The sequence below is a fragment of the Gillisella vitis genome (assembly GCF_001541345.2).
In the GTDB taxonomy this organism is placed as follows: domain Bacteria; phylum Pseudomonadota; class Alphaproteobacteria; order Rhizobiales; family Rhizobiaceae; genus Allorhizobium; species Allorhizobium vitis.
This window is the reverse complement of the sequence record NZ_LMVL02000001.1, coordinates 720,457-738,606: the sequence shown is the minus strand read 5'-3', so window position 1 is coordinate 738,606 and position 18,150 is coordinate 720,457. Positions and strand designations below refer to the sequence as shown.

16 protein-coding genes are annotated in these 18,150 nt (G+C 57.5%); 4 read left to right on the top strand and 12 right to left on the bottom strand.

Going from position 1 to position 18,150, the window contains the following annotated elements; genetic code table 11:
• Positions 1–23 precede the first annotated feature (23 nt).
• Positions 24–2,318, bottom strand: coding sequence for a tetratricopeptide repeat protein (locus ASB66_RS03180; protein ID WP_060717378.1), 2,295 nt, complete (start codon positions 2,316–2,318; stop codon positions 24–26).
• Between the two features lie 163 nt (positions 2,319–2,481).
• On the opposite strand from ASB66_RS03180, the gene bcsN reads away from it, so the two are divergent.
• From bcsN to ASB66_RS03165, 3 genes are all read left to right on the top strand, one after another.
• On the top strand, positions 2,482–3,546 hold the full coding sequence (gene bcsN, locus ASB66_RS03175; protein WP_081088974.1) for a cellulose biosynthesis protein BcsN: 1,065 nt from the start codon (positions 2,482–2,484) through the stop codon (positions 3,544–3,546).
• Between the two features lie 83 nt (positions 3,547–3,629).
• Positions 3,630–5,819, top strand: a complete 2,190-nt coding sequence (bcsA, locus tag ASB66_RS03170) for a UDP-forming cellulose synthase catalytic subunit (protein WP_060717376.1) — start codon at positions 3,630–3,632, stop codon at positions 5,817–5,819.
• A complete protein-coding gene (locus ASB66_RS03165) occupies positions 5,816–8,170 on the top strand; it encodes a cellulose biosynthesis cyclic di-GMP-binding regulatory protein BcsB (protein WP_147274004.1) in 2,355 nt (784 codons plus the stop codon). The genes bcsA and ASB66_RS03165 overlap by 4 nt, the downstream gene beginning before the upstream one ends.
• Positions 8,171–8,231: 61 nt before the next feature.
• Here the strand turns inward: ASB66_RS03165 and ASB66_RS26415 are convergent, their stop codons facing one another.
• On the bottom strand, positions 8,232–8,393 hold the full coding sequence (locus ASB66_RS26415; RefSeq protein WP_156590007.1) for a hypothetical protein: 162 nt from the start codon (positions 8,391–8,393) through the stop codon (positions 8,232–8,234).
• Here ASB66_RS26415 and ASB66_RS03160 point away from each other — a divergent pair.
• Positions 8,377–9,198: a MipA/OmpV family protein gene (locus ASB66_RS03160; RefSeq protein ID WP_060717589.1), complete on the top strand. Its 822-nt coding sequence runs from the start codon at positions 8,377–8,379 to the stop codon at positions 9,196–9,198. The two genes, ASB66_RS26415 and ASB66_RS03160, sit on opposite strands and share 17 nt — an antisense overlap.
• On the opposite strand, the gene ASB66_RS03155 is transcribed toward ASB66_RS03160, so the two are convergent.
• From ASB66_RS03155 to ASB66_RS03110, 10 genes are all read right to left on the bottom strand, one after another.
• Positions 9,190–9,564 carry an EamA family transporter gene (locus tag ASB66_RS03155; RefSeq protein WP_060717374.1) on the bottom strand — a complete coding sequence of 125 codons (375 nt, stop codon included), beginning with the start codon at positions 9,562–9,564 and terminating at the stop codon, positions 9,190–9,192. The two genes, ASB66_RS03160 and ASB66_RS03155, sit on opposite strands and share 9 nt — an antisense overlap.
• The gene (locus tag ASB66_RS03150) at positions 9,561–10,709 is read right to left on the bottom strand and encodes a GNAT family N-acetyltransferase (RefSeq protein WP_060717373.1); all 1,149 of its coding nucleotides are present in this window, start codon (positions 10,707–10,709) and stop codon (positions 9,561–9,563) included. The genes ASB66_RS03155 and ASB66_RS03150 overlap by 4 nt, the downstream gene beginning before the upstream one ends.
• A 61-nt stretch (positions 10,710–10,770) precedes the next feature.
• A complete protein-coding gene (locus tag ASB66_RS03145) occupies positions 10,771–11,586 on the bottom strand; it encodes an alpha/beta hydrolase (protein WP_060717372.1) in 816 nt (271 codons plus the stop codon).
• On the bottom strand, positions 11,583–12,464 hold the full coding sequence (locus ASB66_RS03140; RefSeq protein WP_060717371.1) for a fatty acid desaturase family protein: 882 nt from the start codon (positions 12,462–12,464) through the stop codon (positions 11,583–11,585). Before ASB66_RS03140 ends, ASB66_RS03145 begins: the two co-directional genes overlap by 4 nt.
• Positions 12,461–12,814, bottom strand: a complete 354-nt coding sequence (locus tag ASB66_RS03135) for a DMT family transporter (protein WP_060717370.1) — start codon at positions 12,812–12,814, stop codon at positions 12,461–12,463. The genes ASB66_RS03140 and ASB66_RS03135 overlap by 4 nt, the downstream gene beginning before the upstream one ends.
• Positions 12,811–13,764: an arginase family protein gene (locus ASB66_RS03130; protein WP_060717369.1), complete on the bottom strand. Its 954-nt coding sequence runs from the start codon at positions 13,762–13,764 to the stop codon at positions 12,811–12,813. Before ASB66_RS03130 ends, ASB66_RS03135 begins: the two co-directional genes overlap by 4 nt.
• A gap of 4 nt (positions 13,765–13,768) precedes the next feature.
• A complete protein-coding gene (locus ASB66_RS03125; RefSeq protein ID WP_060717368.1) occupies positions 13,769–15,181 on the bottom strand; it encodes an aspartate aminotransferase family protein in 1,413 nt (470 codons plus the stop codon).
• Between the two features lie 13 nt (positions 15,182–15,194).
• Positions 15,195–15,899 carry an MtnX-like HAD-IB family phosphatase gene (locus tag ASB66_RS03120; RefSeq protein WP_060717367.1) on the bottom strand — a complete coding sequence of 235 codons (705 nt, stop codon included), beginning with the start codon at positions 15,897–15,899 and terminating at the stop codon, positions 15,195–15,197.
• Between the two features lie 178 nt (positions 15,900–16,077).
• The gene (locus ASB66_RS03115) at positions 16,078–17,460 is read right to left on the bottom strand and encodes a sensor histidine kinase (protein WP_060717366.1); all 1,383 of its coding nucleotides are present in this window, start codon (positions 17,458–17,460) and stop codon (positions 16,078–16,080) included.
• Positions 17,461–17,463: 3 nt separating this feature from the next.
• Positions 17,464–18,120: a response regulator transcription factor gene (locus tag ASB66_RS03110; RefSeq protein WP_012653871.1), complete on the bottom strand. Its 657-nt coding sequence runs from the start codon at positions 18,118–18,120 to the stop codon at positions 17,464–17,466.
• Positions 18,121–18,150: the final 30 nt, after the last annotated feature.

The window sequence follows — 18,150 nt, the reverse complement described above, 5'->3', positions numbered from 1 at the left end:
GATGACTGCACCCAGTCCTGCCATCATCCATGCGGTTCGCCTGGATCATTGGCGCGAATATCGGCCAAGGCCTTGAGAGCGGATGTATTGCCGACATCTGATAGTGTCTGGAAGATCTGGCGCGCCTCGCCGACATAACCGAGCTTCTGATAGGCATAGCCCCGCAACAAAAGCAGATCCTGCGGTTCCGGCATCAGTCGGGCGCGCTGGTCGAGTGCAATCAGCGCCTCACGGGCTCGGCCAAGCTGGAACGCACCCACAGCCCGGTCGGCCAGGATCGCCAATTGCAACTCACGCGCCCGCTCCTTGCCAAGCGGCACGGACGCGGCAGCGGCAGCGGCTTTATCGGTCAATTTCAACCGCAGCAGCGCCAGGCTCTTACCATAGGCGGCATCCTGGCGAAGCGGCAGGTCGCCGCCACTGAATGCCCTGTCGAACGCTTCAACCGCCTCCATCGGACGCTTGAGATCCATCAGGCACCAGCCACGCATCAAGGCCTCCGGTGGCGACAATTGTCCGGCAGGAAGGGTCGAAGAGCAGCCAGCCCGCCTGGTGCGTGCTGCTCCGGTATCTTGCTGCAAGGCAACCATGGTCGTCGGCCTTGAGCGCGTCTGGCTGACAGCGCCGGAGGTGGAACTCCCCATCTCGGCAACAGCCGAGCGGTCGGCAGACCGCGCGACTTGTTTTACCGCAAGCCTGTCTTTGGAAGGCCTGACTTCGCCGACTGCGGCGATCCGGTCGGACTGGCCAGCCCATTTGGCCTTGATCTGTGCCACGCCGGTCTTGTCGCCCAGAGTGTCGAGCGATAGGGCCAGACCGTAGGCCGCAGGTTCGTAGGTGGCATCCCAGGACAAAACCAACCGAAACCAGTCCGCCGCCGTCGACATTTGTTGCAGCGCTCTCGCATACCAGCCGAACTGCTCGGCTGCTGCGGCATTGCGGGCTGCAATGACGACCGGCGCCATGCGAGACAGCACGCTATTGTCGATGACCTTCGGCGGGTCCTGCGACAGCAATGCGGCAACTGCCGAGAGATAGACAGCCCTCGCCTGCTGATCGGTGCCGTAAAAGCGGAACATGGTCTTTTCCGCCTCACCCGGTGTGCCAAGCGCCACCTGCGTCAGGGCCAATCCTTGAGCCGCCGAGGCATTTGGCTCTTTTGCGTAGGAACGCTCAAACCACTCCTTCGCGGTGGCCATGTCATTGCGGCGGTAATGATACCAGCCGAGCAGCAGGGCATCGCTGGCCTTGCCTTCGCGTTCGGCAGCCTTTTCCAACCGCTCCAGCTCAACGCCCTGCACGGCAATCCCGCCGTCCTGCCCGGCGCGCGCCACGATCTGGCGGGCGATATCGTCACGAATGCCGTCGAATTCCGGGTGCCCGTCAGCACTGGGCTGTTCAAGCTTCAACAAATCTTCGAGCAGAGTGGGCTGCAACAGAGTGCTTGCCTTCTGCATGGACGCCAGCCGCAATTGTGGGGTCCGGCAGGTTTTCAGCACATAGGCATAGACATCGCGCGCCCGTTCCGGCTTGCTCGTCCTGGCGAAAGCCTCGGCAACGCGCCACAGAACATCGACCTCCGTACAGGTCAGCAGTTCCGGCGCCCCGGAGGCCAGTGAAATAACACTATCATAACGCTTGTCATCGGATGCCTTGACCAGGCTTTGGCGGGCCTCGGCAAGCCTCAGGCTTCCCTGCAATTCCTCCGGTGGCATCCAACCGGGTTCACTCTGCTGGCGCCCGGCAATGGCCTTGCGCACCTCATCATAGCGACCGTCTGCATAGGTCTGCCAGAGAGACTGGACGAAGCTATCGACCCCGGTTGTGATGGCCATCGGATTTTCAGGCGGCTGCCAACCGGGATAAAGCATGCGCAGGCGAGAAATCTCAGCCTGTAACCGAACCGTATCCCCACGGGCCGCAAAATAACGCAACGCACTTTCATCAACAGATGGGCGGCTGGCATCAACCGATGGACGGCTGGTGTCTCCAGACCCTCCACCCTCGGTAGGATTTGCAGGAGCGGCAGACTGCTCTCCGGCGACAGGGGCAAGCGGCGAACTGGCTCGGCTGGGCTCGGACTGGCTGGGCGCACCTGCCTCTGCCAGCAATTGCACGGGCATGGTCCGGGGTGCGGGCAGACGCTCGGACTTTCCGGCCTGCACCTGCTCGCCAACCACCTCGCCCTCGCTGCCATCCTGGCCAGAGACCTGTGAATTTTTCGAAACACTCGCAATTTCCTCATGGCCCGGAAGAACCCCCACGGCACCCACGGCTCCGGCCGCAATCGCTATAAGCGCTATGAGTGATGTACGCATGAGAACTCCGTCCGCATTATCGGCCGAAATGCAAAGCCAATAAGATCTGACTTTTAACCGTTAGGGTAAAGAAATGGTTTATTTTGATTGGATCAGGAGGGAAGTCTTGCACTTTGAAAGGTTTTAAATTTCGTCAGTGCAATTTCTGGCGTAAGACGAGTCTATGATTCTAGACCGACCGATTCTAGCGGGACTGTTGCGGGGCACACTCTGCTCGCCCGCTCTTGTTCTTGTGGCCTTTTTGTCCGCCTGCGCCGGCAATCCGGTGCGGCTAAACGACGAAACACGGGCAGTTTCCGCCGATCAGGCCATGCTTTTACCACCACCGGGCGACTTTTCCATCGTCGGCGTCACGCAAAAGCGCTTCAGCAATGCGGTGCAGCAGGAAATTGCCCTCTCGACCAATTCGACGGTTCCGGGACAAAATGTCGTGCAGGTGCGGTTTTATGGAACGGAAAACCCCAATCGCTACGGCGATAATGCCCTCTCCTCGGCCTCATTGACCGACGCCCGGATCAATTCGGAAATGCGCGGCACCCTGCCGGGCCTCGCCATGACCCGAGCGCCTTACGTGGTGCAGAATGATTTTGGGCCGTTCGGCTATGCGGTGGGCCGCTCCAGCGGCAACGACCTCTGCCTTTATGCCTGGCAACAATTGCGCGCCCGGCAGGGCCACCGTGGCCCCTTCGTCGATGGCGGAACCGTTCAGATCCGCATGCGCCTGTGCGACAGACTGGCAAGCGAACAGCAGCTTCTATCGCTGATGTATGGCTTTACTCTTGCCGGCACCGTCGACAGCCCCGGCTGGAACCCTTACGGCGGCCCTCCCCCGCTCGACGCCCGCCTGGGCGGTAGCAGCGCACCGATCTATCCTCCGGCAACGCCCATTCTGCCGGTCCCGGCGACCTCGCCAGTCACTCCGGCTCAACATTCGACCGAGCGCCGTGCGCCGCCTCCGACCCAGACAAGCGCGTCTATATCGCAGACTACCGCTCCTGGTTCGCAGACATCCAATCCCCGGCCATTGCCAGCGGGTACGCAAGGCACGATCGTTCCGTCACCCGGCCAGATCGGCGCCTCTCATGCAACGGTGCCTTCGCCATCCCGATCGGGCGCTTCAAGCTCGTCCGCTCAGACCGCAAGACCTGGTTCTGTCGTGCCATCGCCCGCATGCATTGGCGCAAACTCGGCCCAATCTGGGGCGGTTCAGACTGGACAATGCCCATGAGCTTGGTGACCAGAAGCGAAAGATCCGCTGTATCGCCTTGGCCGCAACGCGTGCCCTTTGACCGGGATTTCGAGGATTAGACAATGGTGTTTTTGGTCCGCTTCCTGCTCTGGCTGATCTGCGCGGCGGCGATGCTGGCTCTGACATTCCTTCCGATCGACACCCGGACACAGCTGGTGACGACATTCATCATTCTCATCATCGTTTCGGTAATGAGAATGATGCGGATCGAAGGACGCGGCCGCATTGTTTTTCTGTCGCTCTCGACAGCCATTGTGCTGCGTTATGTCTATTGGCGGACCAGCAGTACCTTGCCGCCGGTGAACCAGCTTGAAAATTTCATCCCCGGCCTGCTTGTCTATCTGGCCGAGATGTACAGCGTCCTGATGCTGTTTCTCAGCCTGTTCGTGGTGTCCATGCCGCTGCCGCCGCGCAAGCCTTTTCGTACGCTTGCCCCTGAAGAACTGCCGATCGTCGACATTTTCGTGCCAAGCTATAACGAAGACGAAGCCTTGCTGGCCAATACGCTGGCTGCGGCCCGCAATCTCGATTATCCCACGGACAAATTCACCGTTTGGCTGCTGGACGACGGTTCGACGGAGCAGAAGCGTCAATCCACCGACCTGCTGGCAGCAAAATTCGCCGAACAACGTTATCATGCTCTTCAAGCGCTCTGTAGCCAGCTTGGCGTGCGCTATCTGACGCGTGAGCGCAATGAGCACGCCAAGGCTGGCAATCTCAACAATGGCCTCGATCATTCCACTGGAGAACTGATCGCCGTCTTCGACGCCGACCACGCACCGGCCCGCAGCTTTCTCAAGGAAACCGTTGGCTATTTCGGGGACGACCCGCGTCTTTTCCTGGTCCAGACGCCGCATTTCTTCATCAATCCGGACCCCGTCGAGCGCAACCTCAACACGTTCAACAAGATGCCAAGCGAGAACGAAATGTTCTACGGCATTATCCAGCGCGGTCTCGACAAATGGAACGCGGCATTTTTCTGCGGATCGGCCGCCGTGCTGCGCCGCGAAGCCCTGCTTGAAACCAAAGGCTTCAGCGGTCTTTCCATCACCGAGGATTGCGAAACGGCGCTTGAGCTCCATTCGCGCGGCTGGAACAGTGTTTTCGTCGATATGCCACTGATCGCCGGACTGCAACCGGCCACCTTTGCCAGCTTTATCGGCCAGCGCAGCCGCTGGGCTCAGGGCATGATGCAGATCATGCGGTTCCGTTTTCCGCCCCTCAAGCGCGGTCTGACCTTGCCGCAGCGGCTCTGCTACATGTCGTCGACGATGTTCTGGCTGTTTCCCTTTCCCCGGGCGATCTTCCTGATGGCACCGCTGTTCTACCTGTTTTTCGATCTCCAGATTTTTATGGGCTCAGGTGGCGAGTTCATGGCCTATACCCTGTCCTACATGCTCGTAAACCTGATGGTTCAGAACTACCTCTATGGTTCCTTCCGCTGGCCATGGATTTCGGAGCTTTACGAATATGTGCAATCGATCCATCTGCTGCCGGCCATTCTCTCGGTGATGTGGGACCCACGGCGACCGACCTTCAAGGTCACCGCCAAGGATGAAAGCGTGACGGAAAGCCGTCTGTCGGAAATCAGCCGGCCGTTTTTCCTGATCTTCTTCATCCTGCTGATCGCCTTTGCGGTGACAGTCTACAGGCTCTATAGCGATCCCTATCGGTTTGACGTGACACTGGTGGTCGGTGGCTGGAACCTGGTCAATCTGATCATGGCCGGATGCGCCCTGGGCGTCGTCTCGGAGCGGGGAGAGCGGCAGTCGTCGCGTCGTGTTCAGGTCAGCCGGCGCTGCGAGTTTTCCGTGGGTGGAAAAACCTATCCGGCCATGATCGACGATGTCTCGGTCAACGGTGCCAGCCTGCAAATTTTCACCCGCGACCGGGAAATCTTCAAGCGGGACATCCTGGGCGCGGTGACCTTTCAACCGCATGGCACAACGGAATGGGCCGAACTGCCTGTCAATATCCGTCACTTCCAGTTCAGTGGCGATATTGTCTCAATAGGCTGCCGCTATCTGCCGGAAACCGTGCGCCACCATGAATTCATCGCCGATCTGATCTTTGCCAATGCTCAGCAGTGGAGCCTGTTTCAACAGTCGCGGCGTCACAATCCTGGCCTTTTGGGTGGAGCCTGGATGTTCCTGCGCCTGTCCCTCACGCAGACACTGCGTGGCTTGCATTATCTGGTTCTGCTGCTGTTTTCGAAAGCCAGAAACGATGCAAAGCAGGAGGGTAAACAGTGAAAACAGCTTTTGCCCTGAGTTTGATGCTACTGACCGGTGCTGGAGCAGCCCTTGCACAGATGACACCTTTCGACATGAGCCCGGAACGCAACGGAATGCCCGGCTCGTCCGCACCGAGCCTGCCGACAAATAGGGCACCTGCCCCGGTTCCCGGCATGCTGATTCCCGGCACTCCCCTGTCCAACCGCCTGGCACAACAGCAAGGCGACAGCCTGTCACGCCGTTACCTGCTGACGACACCGATTCTCAAGCTGCAAGGCGAACTGGCCCGGCAGGCGATGTCGATTTATCTAACACCAGAACAAGCGTCTGCCGATGCAAAGCTGGTGCTGAGCTATAGCAACGCGCTGGTGGTTGCGCCGGAAGCCTCCAATCTTCTTATCACCATCAATGACACGCCGGTTCTAAACCTGCCGATCAGAGGCGGCCAATCTGCGCAGCAAAACACGATTTCCGTGCCGCGGGGCGTTCTTGTTCCGGGCTTCAACCGGATTGGTTTTGCGGCGGAGCAAAGGCACCGTACCGATTGCACCATCCAATCCACCTATGAATTGTGGACAGAAGTCGATGCGGCAAAAACCTATCTGACATTTGCGGACCCTAATGCCAACGGCATGAAACGTCTCGACGATGTGCGGGCACTCGGTGTCGATGAAAAAGGCCGCAGCCATTTCACCATCGTTTCACCGGATCTCGAACAACCATCCGCCACCCCCGCTTTGCTCCAGTTGGCCCAAGGCCTGTCACTGCTGAGCGGCGTGGCCAATGGCTCCTTCAGCTTCACGAAAACCATGCCCGCACGAGTGGCGCCCGGGGAGCTTGTGGTCGTGGCGGCAACCACATCGCAAATGGCGAACCTGATCGGCATCAACAATAGCGTAAACGCAGACGCCAGAAAGCTGAACGGCACAATGGCCGGCTTCATGGCGCTTCCGGACCGGCCAGGCGTATCAGTCCTCGCCTTCAGCGGCCCGGATTGGCGCGACATCAAGGCGATTGCCGATAACTTTGTCCAGTTCGCGCAAGACGGCGAGCGACAGATGTTGAAAACCTCAACCTGGCGCGGCATAGACACGCCCATTCTGGACAAGGCCAGTACGTTGTCCTTTGCCGCCCTCGGCCTTCCAGACCAGGAGTTTTCAGGTCGTCGTTTTTCCACGGATTTCACGGTGGGCATGCCGGCTGATTTCTACGCCAACCACTATGGCACCGCGACCATATTGCTGGATGCCGCCTATTCGAGCAAGGTCATGCCGGGTAGCCAGATCGTGGTGACGGTCAACGGTCATCTGGCGACCACCGTTCCGATCACGTCCAAGGGAGGCGCGGTTCTCCGGCACTATCCGATCCGCGTTACCCTGCGCCATTTTCATCCCGGCGTGAATGTCGTCGGGCTGGAAGCCGTAATGCTGACCCAGGAGGACAGCGTTTGCGCACCCGGCGAGACAGCAGACAAAACCGCGCGGTTTGCCTTGTTCGGCTCTTCGCAATTCGTCATGCCGCCAATCGCGCATCTGACCCAGGCCCCTGATCTGGCGGCAACGGCGGCTCTTGGCTTTCCCTTTGCGGCGGCAAAGACCCCGACAATGGTTGTTCTAGGCCGCAATGACGATGTAACGCTGGCCGCCGCCGCAACCTTGCTTGGCAAATTTGCCGCATCGGCCCGTAAAACCCTTTCCCTCGAAATGGCGTCATCGCCCCCGCGCTTTTCCGGTCGCAATGCGATTTTCATCGGAGTGGCACCGGACCTTCCACCCCAGGCACTAGCCAATGTGCAGATGAACACCAAGGGTGCCGGAGATGGCGATCTCAGCACCGACGTAAAGCTCAAATCCTGGCGCGACAAAATCGATTCCGGCACGGTGATGGAATTTTTTTCCAGCGTCGATACCTGGATGAAAGAAACCTTCGATCTCAATCTAGCGACCGTCAGCCTTTGGCCGAGCGCCGAGGCCGCCTATACATTGCCCCAGGCATCCAGCGCATTTCTGTCTCAATCCGTCGATGCCGACGGTGCCATCCTGACGACATTCAGTGCCGCTGATCGCGCATTGTTACAAACCGGCACCGTTGATATCGCCGATCTTAGCAATTGGACCGCGATTTCGGGCCGCGTCAGCGTTTACGACGCCAGGAAACAGGAGATCGTCGTCAATGAGCCGACCAGTGTCAGCCTGTTGTCGATGCAGCCCTTGAGCATCAGCAACATGCGGCTGGTCGCGGCAAACTGGCTCTCCGGCAATTTCGTGATCTATGCGGGCGGGCTCGTCCTGTGCGCGATCCTGCTGGGGCTTGCCACCAATGCGTTGATGGCGCTGCTGGGGCGCGGCCATGGCTCAGACAGGCGTTAAGCCTTTCTGGGATTGGTTGCAAAACTTTTCTCCGCATCGTTTTACTCAAACATCAGAACTGTCACTTCAAATCCACTTCACCTTGAGGAAGCATGGGGGAATCGGTGAGGATGTCGCAATGTCCTTGACCGGCGCTGTCTGACAGTCCAATAAAATGACCGGGCTGTAACTTGCCGCTGCTGTTCGACAGAGGCATTTCTGGACGGATGGTTTTGTCTCGCATCACAAATCCTATAATTGCTGGCTGTCTGTCATGTCTGCTGTTTTCTGCCTATAGCAGCCATGCCGCCGACACAACTGACAATACGGACAGCCGCTGGATAGTCACGCTCGGAGGCGCGGTCGAACTGGCGCCCAGCTATCCCGGTTCCAAGCAATATACGTTCGGGGTCATTCCCTCCTTCGATATCCGCCGGTTCGGAGAGCCTGAGGAAAACTCAGCACCTGATGACAATCTGGATTATACGGTACTCAGCGGACATGGGTTTGAAGTGGGGCCGGTCGTTGGCTTTCGTGACAGCCGCTCCTCCAAATCGACCAATCTCGACGGGCTGAAAAACGTCGAATTCGATATCGATGCCGGTGTCTTCGTCCAATACTGGATCAAGCCGGATGTCTGGCGCGTCCGCTCGGAAATCCGTCAGGCGCTGTCAAATGGCAGTGGATTGGTGGTCGATGTCGGCTCGGACTGGTTTCAGCCGCTTTCGGAAAAATGGCTGCTCTCTGCCGGGCCGAGAGCCACCTTTGGTGATACATCCTATATGAATAAATATTTCGGCGTCTCCGCCGCCGAGGCCAGCCGCAATGGCCGCATCAATGCTTTCGATGCGAGCGCCGGGATCAAATCCGTGGGCTTTACCGTCTCTGCTACCTATACGATTTCGCCTGACATGTCGGTGCAATTCTATAATCGTTTCGAGCGGCTGGTGGGCGATGCCGCCGATTCTCCTGTTACCTCTGAGCTCGGGACGAAAAACCAGAATATCATTGGAATTGCCTTCAACAAATCCTTCGACATTTCATTCTGACGTCCCAGACTTCGACGCCGTCGCAATGCACCAGGCGCCAGCCAGAATTGTCGCCGTGCCGATCAGCGTCAAAAGCTTGACCGGTTCGTCAAAGATGAACCAGGCCATTGCCATAATCAGCACATAGCTGACAGCGGACAATGGAAAAGCCTTGCTGAGCGGCAGATCGGCCAGCACCGACATCCAGACGATAAAACAGACGATTTCCGCGACAATGGCAGCAAGAAACCAGTGCGACAAGAAGACATGTTCGAAAAATGCCGATCCATGCGCGGTATCGGCTTGATCTGCGCCAAGTTTCAAAAACATCTGCTGGGCCGTATTGAGTAACGGCACGGCCAGCCATGACAGGCGAAGCAGTTTCATGCCTCCCCCTCACCCAGCTGAACTCCGCTCGCTTCATCTGCGGCGAAATAGGGCGCAACCATGCGCAATAGACGTTGAACGACGGGGTTACTGTGGCGGAAATACATTTCATTCGGCGTTAGCCTGCTGCCCAGCCGCACCTTGTTGGTATAATAGGCTTGGCCGCTTTGATAACGCGTCAATCCGTTCTTCAGGCAATAGCCGATATTCTCGAACCAACTGAGATAATAGAGATTGTAGGGGCGGCCTGCCGTTTCATCCATGCAGAAAAACTTGTCGATCAAGGTGTGGTCGTTATGGACCATCAGGTTGGCCGCTAGCAGCTCGTCTCCGACAAAATAGAGAGTGCAAAACGACCGACCGGGCATAGTCTTCAAAATGCCTTCGAAATAGGCCGGTGTCAGCTCTTCGAACTGCCATTCGCTGCGGGTCCGCGTCTCGTTATAAAGCTGCATGATGCGTGGCAGATGGTCGCCGAATTGCGTGTGATATTCGACCCTGACCTTTTCACGCGCCCTCAATTTGCGCCGCATGTCCTTGCGCGTTGACGATGACAGACGGGCGAAATAACTGTCCATGTCGTTGAAATCGATGGCAAGCCAGGCCGTCGGCATGCCTCCCAGCGGCGCATAGCCATGGCCCTTGATCACGCGGTCAATCCCGGCATCCACCGGCTGCGGAATATCCTTCAGCGCACCCAACACGCATTTGCGTGTCCGGGCGTAATCCTCAAAACCGCTCAACATGGCCTCAAACAGCATTTCATAACGGTCCGGCCTGACCGAGGGGTGAAAACCGAGATTGCCCGTCTCCGTGCAAGGCGAGCCCAGGCAGGCAAGTGGCAAGGTCAAGAACCTCGGGAAGATACGGCGCAGCCTGCCGATCACCGCCCGGACTCGGCCCGCCTCAAGCGTGGTGTCCAACGCATAGCGGGTGATGAAGGCTGGCATGGCCGCGACAAGATATCCGCCTTCATAGACCGTGGCGTAACACCATTCGAAACCTGATATACCAGCGGTTTCGACGGTCAGCAGGTAATCATAGGCTTCCGGCTCGCCCGGAAAACATTGGTCCCAATCGTCGCGGTCAATATCGGCGATGGAGGTTGCAATGCGAGCATCCAAGCGGCGCACCACATCAAGCATAACATGGTTTGACCTGACATCCTCTGGAACATTAGATTCCACTGCCCTACTTGCGGACATGTTATGCGCGGTCCGGTACATAATGAGCCTCGAAAAAATCCGCTGTCAGATCGGCGACGTGCCGATGCTGGCGGTCCATATGGATCATGTGATAGCTGTCCCGTAGCCAATGCAGCTCGCGCGGCCCGCCGAGATGGGACGAAATATATTGGGCATGGCTTGGACTGCTGACATCGTCCTCAAGCGAATGAACGATCAACGTCGGCGTCTGCATTGAAGGCAGCCGGGCTTTCAGCACCCGCCCGAGCTTGTCCATTTCCACCAGGCCCTTGCCGGGGAAGCTCTCCAGCACGCCGTCGCCATTCATGGCGGCAATCTTGTTGCGCAGCCGGTCGTCCTTGATGCCGAGCGAGCGAGTTTCGTGAAACCGCAGCCGGTCCAGGAACGGGATCTTCGCCAGCCAGCGGATATTGCGGGCCATGAAATTGTAATGGCGGGGAATGTCCCAGCCATCATAATGGAAGCAGGGCGAATAGATGGCCGCGGCCCGCAGGGTCAATGGCTGGCGGTCCGCCGCCATCAGCGCCAGCTTTCCACCGGCGCAGATACCGGCGGCAAAGGCTGCATCGACCCGGGAGGCCAGAACCTGACCGGCCTCCTCGACGCTCTCAAGCCAATCCTGCCAACGCGTCTTACGCAAGGCCGCTTCGTCCTTTCCATGGCCTGCCAGCAGCGGGGCATAGACCGAATATCCGCGCCGGTGCAATTGCCGGGCGACCAGCCGCATTTCCGCAGGTGCTCCTGTCAGACCGTGAACAAGAAGGATGCCACTGCCATTGCTGCCTTCCTGAAAAAACGACAGCGCATCGGTGCTCATCGCACGCCCTCGCCTGGCATGGTCTCTTTGGCCAGGTTCTCCTTGGCAATGAAGCCGAGCGCATGGCAGGTGCTGATCACATGGGTGCCAGCTTTTTCCTGCTCATCCTTGATCCGGTCATGCAGCAGCGGCAATTGCGTCCAGTGGGTTTTGGGTCGGTAATGATGTTCGGCGTGATAGCCGTTGCCGAACCACAGCCAATTGTAGAAGCTCTTGTAACTGCTGACACCCCAAGCAATCGGCTCATCCGGATCGCCGTGCAGATGCTCGTAATAACCGTTGAGCGACGACAGGCAATTGCCGAGATAATAGAACGGCACGAGGAATAGCGTCGCCTTCCAGTCATAGGCCAAGGCCGCCAGCGCGACGACGATGAAAGCGATCAGCTCGATCCGGCCCCACTTGGCTTCAAACGGTCGCTTTGCAGCGATGGCCCGATGGATTTCGCCCAGATCGTCCCGGAAGAAGCTCAGAAACGTGTAGGAAAACACATTTTCCGGCTCGCCGTTCTTGCCGTGCTTGTAGATCGACAGCAGATCGACGGTCTTGCCGCTCTCATCTGGCCGGTCGCTATTGCCGGAATGATGGCGCATATGGACCCAGTGATAATAGGTCTGAGAAAAGCCGATGGTGATCGATTCCAGCAGACTGAAGGCATAATTCATCCAGCGCGGTTTGAAATAGGGCGTGTGAATGAAGTTATGGGAAATGCTGTTGATGTTCCAGGAAATCGACAGTGCATAGATGCAGGCAAGCACGAAGGAGAGCCAGAGTGGCCTGCTCTCAAACCCGGCGATCAGATAGATATTGAAGGCCAGATGCAGCAATGCTGCTGCGACAGACACGCTATCCCATTTCGAATAGGCAAAGAGTTTCATAGTCCTGTTGCTCCGACACAGACCACACCGGCAGTCACAAGCGCGACCCCGACGGCATGGCGAAGGTTGATGGATTCCTTGAAGATCACCGCACCGGCAATCGTGATGGTGGCGTAGCTCATCGCCATGATTGGAAAGGCGATGGACAGCGAGACACTGGCCAGCACCCGGCTCCAGGCCAGCAGTTCGATGAGCCAGAAGCATATCCCGGCCCAGACAACGGGCCGCAGGACCATCTGTCTGGCATCGTCTGCGCCCGCCCCTTTTTTGAAGCAGATCTCCCGCCCTGTCTCCGTCAGGATACAGAACAGGATCAGCGCCAACATCGACAGATCGAGCCCCTGCTTCATCGCATCTGCTCCCCGAAGACATCCAGCAGCGCGAGGTTTGCGGCGCTGTTGATGGTGCAGATCTGCGGACTGGGACATGTATGGCGGGGTTGATCGATCAGGATCTCGCCCTTTTTCAACATCCGGGTCCAGAGAGTGCCGCTATAGTCGGGGCGGGAATAATCCCCCGTTACATCGGCGCCGATGATCCGATGGCGCTCACCGATCGCGCTGATGATCGACAGGACATAGGGCATCTGCATTTGCCCCTGGTCCCAATTGGTCACCGCATCGCCCTGAACCAGAACGTCCTTGTCCAGAGTGATGTAGACGCAGTCGGTCTGAATGCTGGCCAGCAACCGGTCGATGAAGTTCATCTCGCCGATCTCGGCGATGGTTTGCCAATAGAGGTCACGGGCATATTGCCTGTAGGATTGCCCGGAACCGTAACTGGCCTTCACCCGGCTTGGCGGATGCATATACGGATAAAGCTCCAGCCGCCCGCTGGCGAGCAGGTCGAGATTTGCACCTTTGCGCTCGGGCGTCTCCAGATCATTGCTACAGACGCCGATGGTGATGACTTTATCGACCTGCGGATTGGCAAGGGTGCGGTTCACCCAGGAGCCGCAATGCATGCCGCCATCGAAATGCACCCAGTCGGGATGATTGTCGATATGAATGACGGTCACCCGCTCGCTGCGGCTTTCCAGGGCCTGATCGATCAGCAGTGATGTGACATGGTGAAAATCGCCCGACCCCATGAAGCAGAGGCGCGGTTCGGCAGACCCCTGCCGTCCCACCTGCGTTAGCTTGCGCCAGAGCGTATCGAGCGCCGCTTGCCGGCCCCAGAGACGCACCGCCCTGCCGCATTGCTGTTCGTTGAGTTCACGCGCGCCTGCCATTTTGCAGGTGCGCATGAACTCAGGCTGCAACTCCAGCGCGTCATCGAGGTGAAGAAGCAGGAGTTGCACGGCTCTACCTCCGTGCAGCGCGGGTTAGCAGCTGATCGAGCAGGGTGAGAGCCAGATCGATTTCGCTGTTGCTGATCATCAGGTTGGGAGCCAGCGTGATGACATTCTTGTGGTAACCGCCCACATCGAGCACCAGACCATAGGTCTTGCCATCGACAACCAGATCGCCCTTCATGCCCTCGTCCGACATCCAGTCAAGCGTTGCCTTGTCGGGTGTAAAGCCGTCTTCCTTGCAGATTTCCATCCGCAGGGCGAGGCCGAGACCATCGACATCACCGACAATGGCATGACGCTTTTCGAGAACCTTCAAACCATCGAGGAAGCGGGCGCCTTTTTCCATGACGCTGGCACCGAAATCACCCTCGCCGACCATTTTCATGGTTTCGAGCGCAACGGCTGTGCCCATCGGATTGCTGGCGAAGGTCGAATGGGTCGAGCCGGGCGGGAAGATCGTCGGGTTGATCATTTCCTCGCGAGCCCAGATTCCGGACAGCGGATTGAGGCCGTTGGTAATGGCCTTACCGAACACCAGAACATCAGGTGACACGCCGAAATGTTCGATGGACCACAGCTTGCCGGTGCGGTAGACGCCCATCTGGATTTCATCGACGACCAGCAGGATGCCGTGGTCATCAAGCACTTTCTTCAAACCGGTGAAGAAATTCATCGGCGGAATGACGTAGCCGCCGGTACCCTGGATCGGCTCGACATAGAAAGCGGCATATTCGGACTTACCGGCTTTGGGGTCCCAGACACCGTTATATTCGCTTTCGAACAGGCGGGCGAATTTCTGGACGCAGACCTCACCATATTCCTCCTTCGACATGCCTTTCGGGCCGCGGAAGTGATAGGGAAACTCGATGAACTGGGCGCGGTCGCTGAAATGGCCGTAGCGGCGGCGATAGCGATAGCTCGAGGTGATCGCGCTCGCGCCCAGCGTGCGGCCATGATAGCCGCCCTCAAAGGCGAACATCAGGCTTTTGCCACCGGTGAAATTGCGCACCAGCTTCAGGGAATCCTCGACAGCCTGAGAGCCGCCGACATTGAAATGGACGCGGCCTTTATGGCCAAATTTCTGTTCCGCATCGCGGGCAATCAGCGCGGCCAATTCGACTTTTTCGCGGTGCAGATATTGGGAGGCCACCTGCGGAAGCTGGTCAAGCTGCCGATGGGCCGCATTGTTCAGCCGTTCGTTGCGATAGCCGAAATTGACGGCTGAGTACCACATTTGCAGGTCGAGAAACGGCGTCTCGCTGGCGTCGTAGACGAAGGAGCCTTCGCAGCCTTCGAAGAATTTCGGCTTATCTGTATAGTGGACGGTATCACCGTGAGAACAATAGAGGTTCTCGAGTCGTCTCAGCTCGTCTTCTGAAGGTGAGACGACAGGTGGTTCGGCAATCTTGAGCGTTGCACGCATAGTCTTGTTTTCCCTAAGCTATTTTTGATGCAGGAACAGTCGTCACAGCAGCACCAGCCCCAATCGCCAGGGACTTGGTCTTCAGGGTCTTGAGTGCGGCTGTGATATCGGTGAAATCGCGGTAGGCGATGAAGGGGATCCGGTTTTCCTGGCAATGGACCGCCAGCTTGGATTTGGCAAAGATCAGCTTGGCGGCATGGCTGGAAACGCAGAAATCAGAGCGGCCATCGCCAATGTAGATATGATCCGCATCGCCAGACCGGATGACATTGCATTTACAGACACCCGAACCGGTAAGGCAGCCAGTGCGGGCAAAGGGGTGGTCGAGGTCGAAGACCGTCGGGTTGCCGCAGGAGGGTTCCAGCATCCGGTTGGCGATCACCTGGATATCGGTGATGCCGTAATGGCTGAGAACGCGGCGAATGAAATAATCGACGCCATCGCTAACGATGGTCAGGTGGATATGGTTCTGGATGCAGAAGCGGCGGAATTCTGGAAAGCCTGCGTCGATTTCGACTTCGCCCAGAAACCGGTCGATCTCATGCCGATAGGCCTGAAGCAGCCGGATCTGAGCCCGCATGCATTCAGCGGAATTGATCTCTCCTGCTTCCCATTGCTGTTCGATATCGGTCCATTCGGGAAGAGCAAAACGCTCCAGCACCAGATCGGTGACGTCCTGTTTCGATATCGTGCCGTCAAAATCGCAGAAAGCTTGCATGGTGGTTCCTTCATTCTGTGAAGGAACCCTAGAACCGGGACCTGAAAGCTGGATTAGACGAAAATGAAGTGAAACTTAAAACTCGGATTTTTTGATAGCGACAGAGGTTTCGCTATGCCCACCTTAAAAGATTATACCATATAATCATTGACTTGCAGTTCCTGGGGGAGCGTAAACCTTAGGCCTCGGCCAAGTGCAAGCCGGGCACGAGAATGTCCATCCGTAATCCGTAGCCCCAGTCCGGGACGCCAAGGTCGATGTCGACGGACAAGCGTGCCGCAATGCCGGCAGCAATGGCAAGGCCAAGGCCTGTGCCTCCCTGCTCGGTCGTTGGCAGCCTATAGAATTGCTGGAAAACCATGTCGCGATGTTCGACCGGAATACCCGGGCCGCTGTCGCTGATCGACACCCGCCAACGGGGACCTTTCGAGACGATGGCAACTTGGATCGTACCGCCATCCGGCGAGTATTTGATGGCATTGTCGATGACATTATCGATCATCATCCGCAACAAGGTGCTGTCGGTGGCGACCAATGCCTCTTCGTCGCCGGAAAGCTCGACCTGCAAACGTCTGTTGTTGAAGATCGGGCCGAAATCCGCCAGTACCTTGGCAACGAGATCGAAGAGATTGGTGTCCTCCAGGTTCAAGGGCTGGTGGCTGACACGGGCCAGATTGAGCATCTGCTCGATCAGATGCATCGCCCGCTCGTTGCTAGCGGTCAGATCCTTCATCAGCGCCTGCCGCTCCTCCTCCGAATCCGACCGCTCGATCAATTGCAGCAGCAGTTTTATGCCAGCCTGCGGCGTGCGCAATTGATGGGCGGCGAGATCGGCAAAGCGGCGCTCAAGCGTCAGGGATATGCGCAGCTTTTCCATGAACTGATTGAGCGAGCCGACCAGCGGAATGAGGTCGCGCGGCAAACCATCGGTGGAAATTGCCGACAGATCGTCCGGCGTCCGTGACCTGATCTGCCGGACAAGCACCCGGATATGGTTGAGGCCATTATGAATGACGAACCACACAACAATGGCGATGGCCGGAATGAGAAACATCAGAGGAAAGGATAGGTTCAAGATGATGTTGGCAACCAAACCGTCACGCAACGCCATTTTTTCAGCAACTTCAATTGTCACCGGAGAATCGGGGATCGGCAGCGAATAGACACGCCAAGCTTCGTTGTTGATCTGGAAGTTGGAAAAGCCGCGCTTGAATTCCGGCACCGATTCAGGAAAGGAATTGCTGCTGACCATGACCAGATGGCCATTTTTCCAGGCCCGAAACGCATGGGCGTCGGCGTAATCATCCGCATCTTCGTTCAGGGACAATTGGTCGTCCATGTTGAAATCCAGATCAGGGATCTGGACGATCGGCTTGTCCGAATTCTTGGCGAGCGGATGGTTGAGCAGGACCCAAAGCGTGTTGGCGTCGTTGATCAACTCCGCATCATAGATATTTTCGATCTCGCGGTCAGCGCTTCGATACGCAAATGCACCGACAAGCGCAATTGTTATGATCAGTGTCGGCAGAATTCTCAGGAACAGTCTTTGACTGAGTGTCACGTGTCACCGCTCGACCATATAGCCGACGCCTCTGATGGATTTGATGAAATCAGCGCCCAATTTTTTGCGCAGACTGTAGATCGTCACTTCTATCGTATTGCTCTCCACCATCGCCGAAATATCGTAAAGAGCGTATTCGATATCGCTTTTGGTGACGTAGCGCCCAGCGCGCTCCATCAAAAGCTTGAGCAAATGAAACTCCTTGCCTGCCACATGCAGGGGCGTGCCATTCTGGCGGGCGATCATCGCGGAAGGGTCAAGCTCGACATTGCCGCAACGGATCAACGTCTCGGTGCGCCCTTCATACCGGCGGGCAAGCGCTCGAACACGGGCCAGAAGCTCGTCCAGATCGAAAGGCTTCACCAGATAATCGTCAGCTCCTTCATCCAGTCCCTCAACCCGCGAGCGGATACTGTCAAGCGCCGTCAGCAGCAGGACCGGAACCTTGTTACCGCTGGCGCGCAAAGTTCGAACCACCTCGAAACCACTGGCTTTCGGAAGGTTCACATCCAGAATAACAACAGCATAGTCATTATCCTGAATGGCCAGCAGCCCGGATTCGCCATCCCGCATCAGATCCACGCCATAGGCATGTTTCTCAAAGGCCTTCTTCAGGGAAGAGCCCAGAATGACATCATCTTCGACCACCAGAATCCGCAATGCCGATACTCTCACCTATGCTTTGCCTGG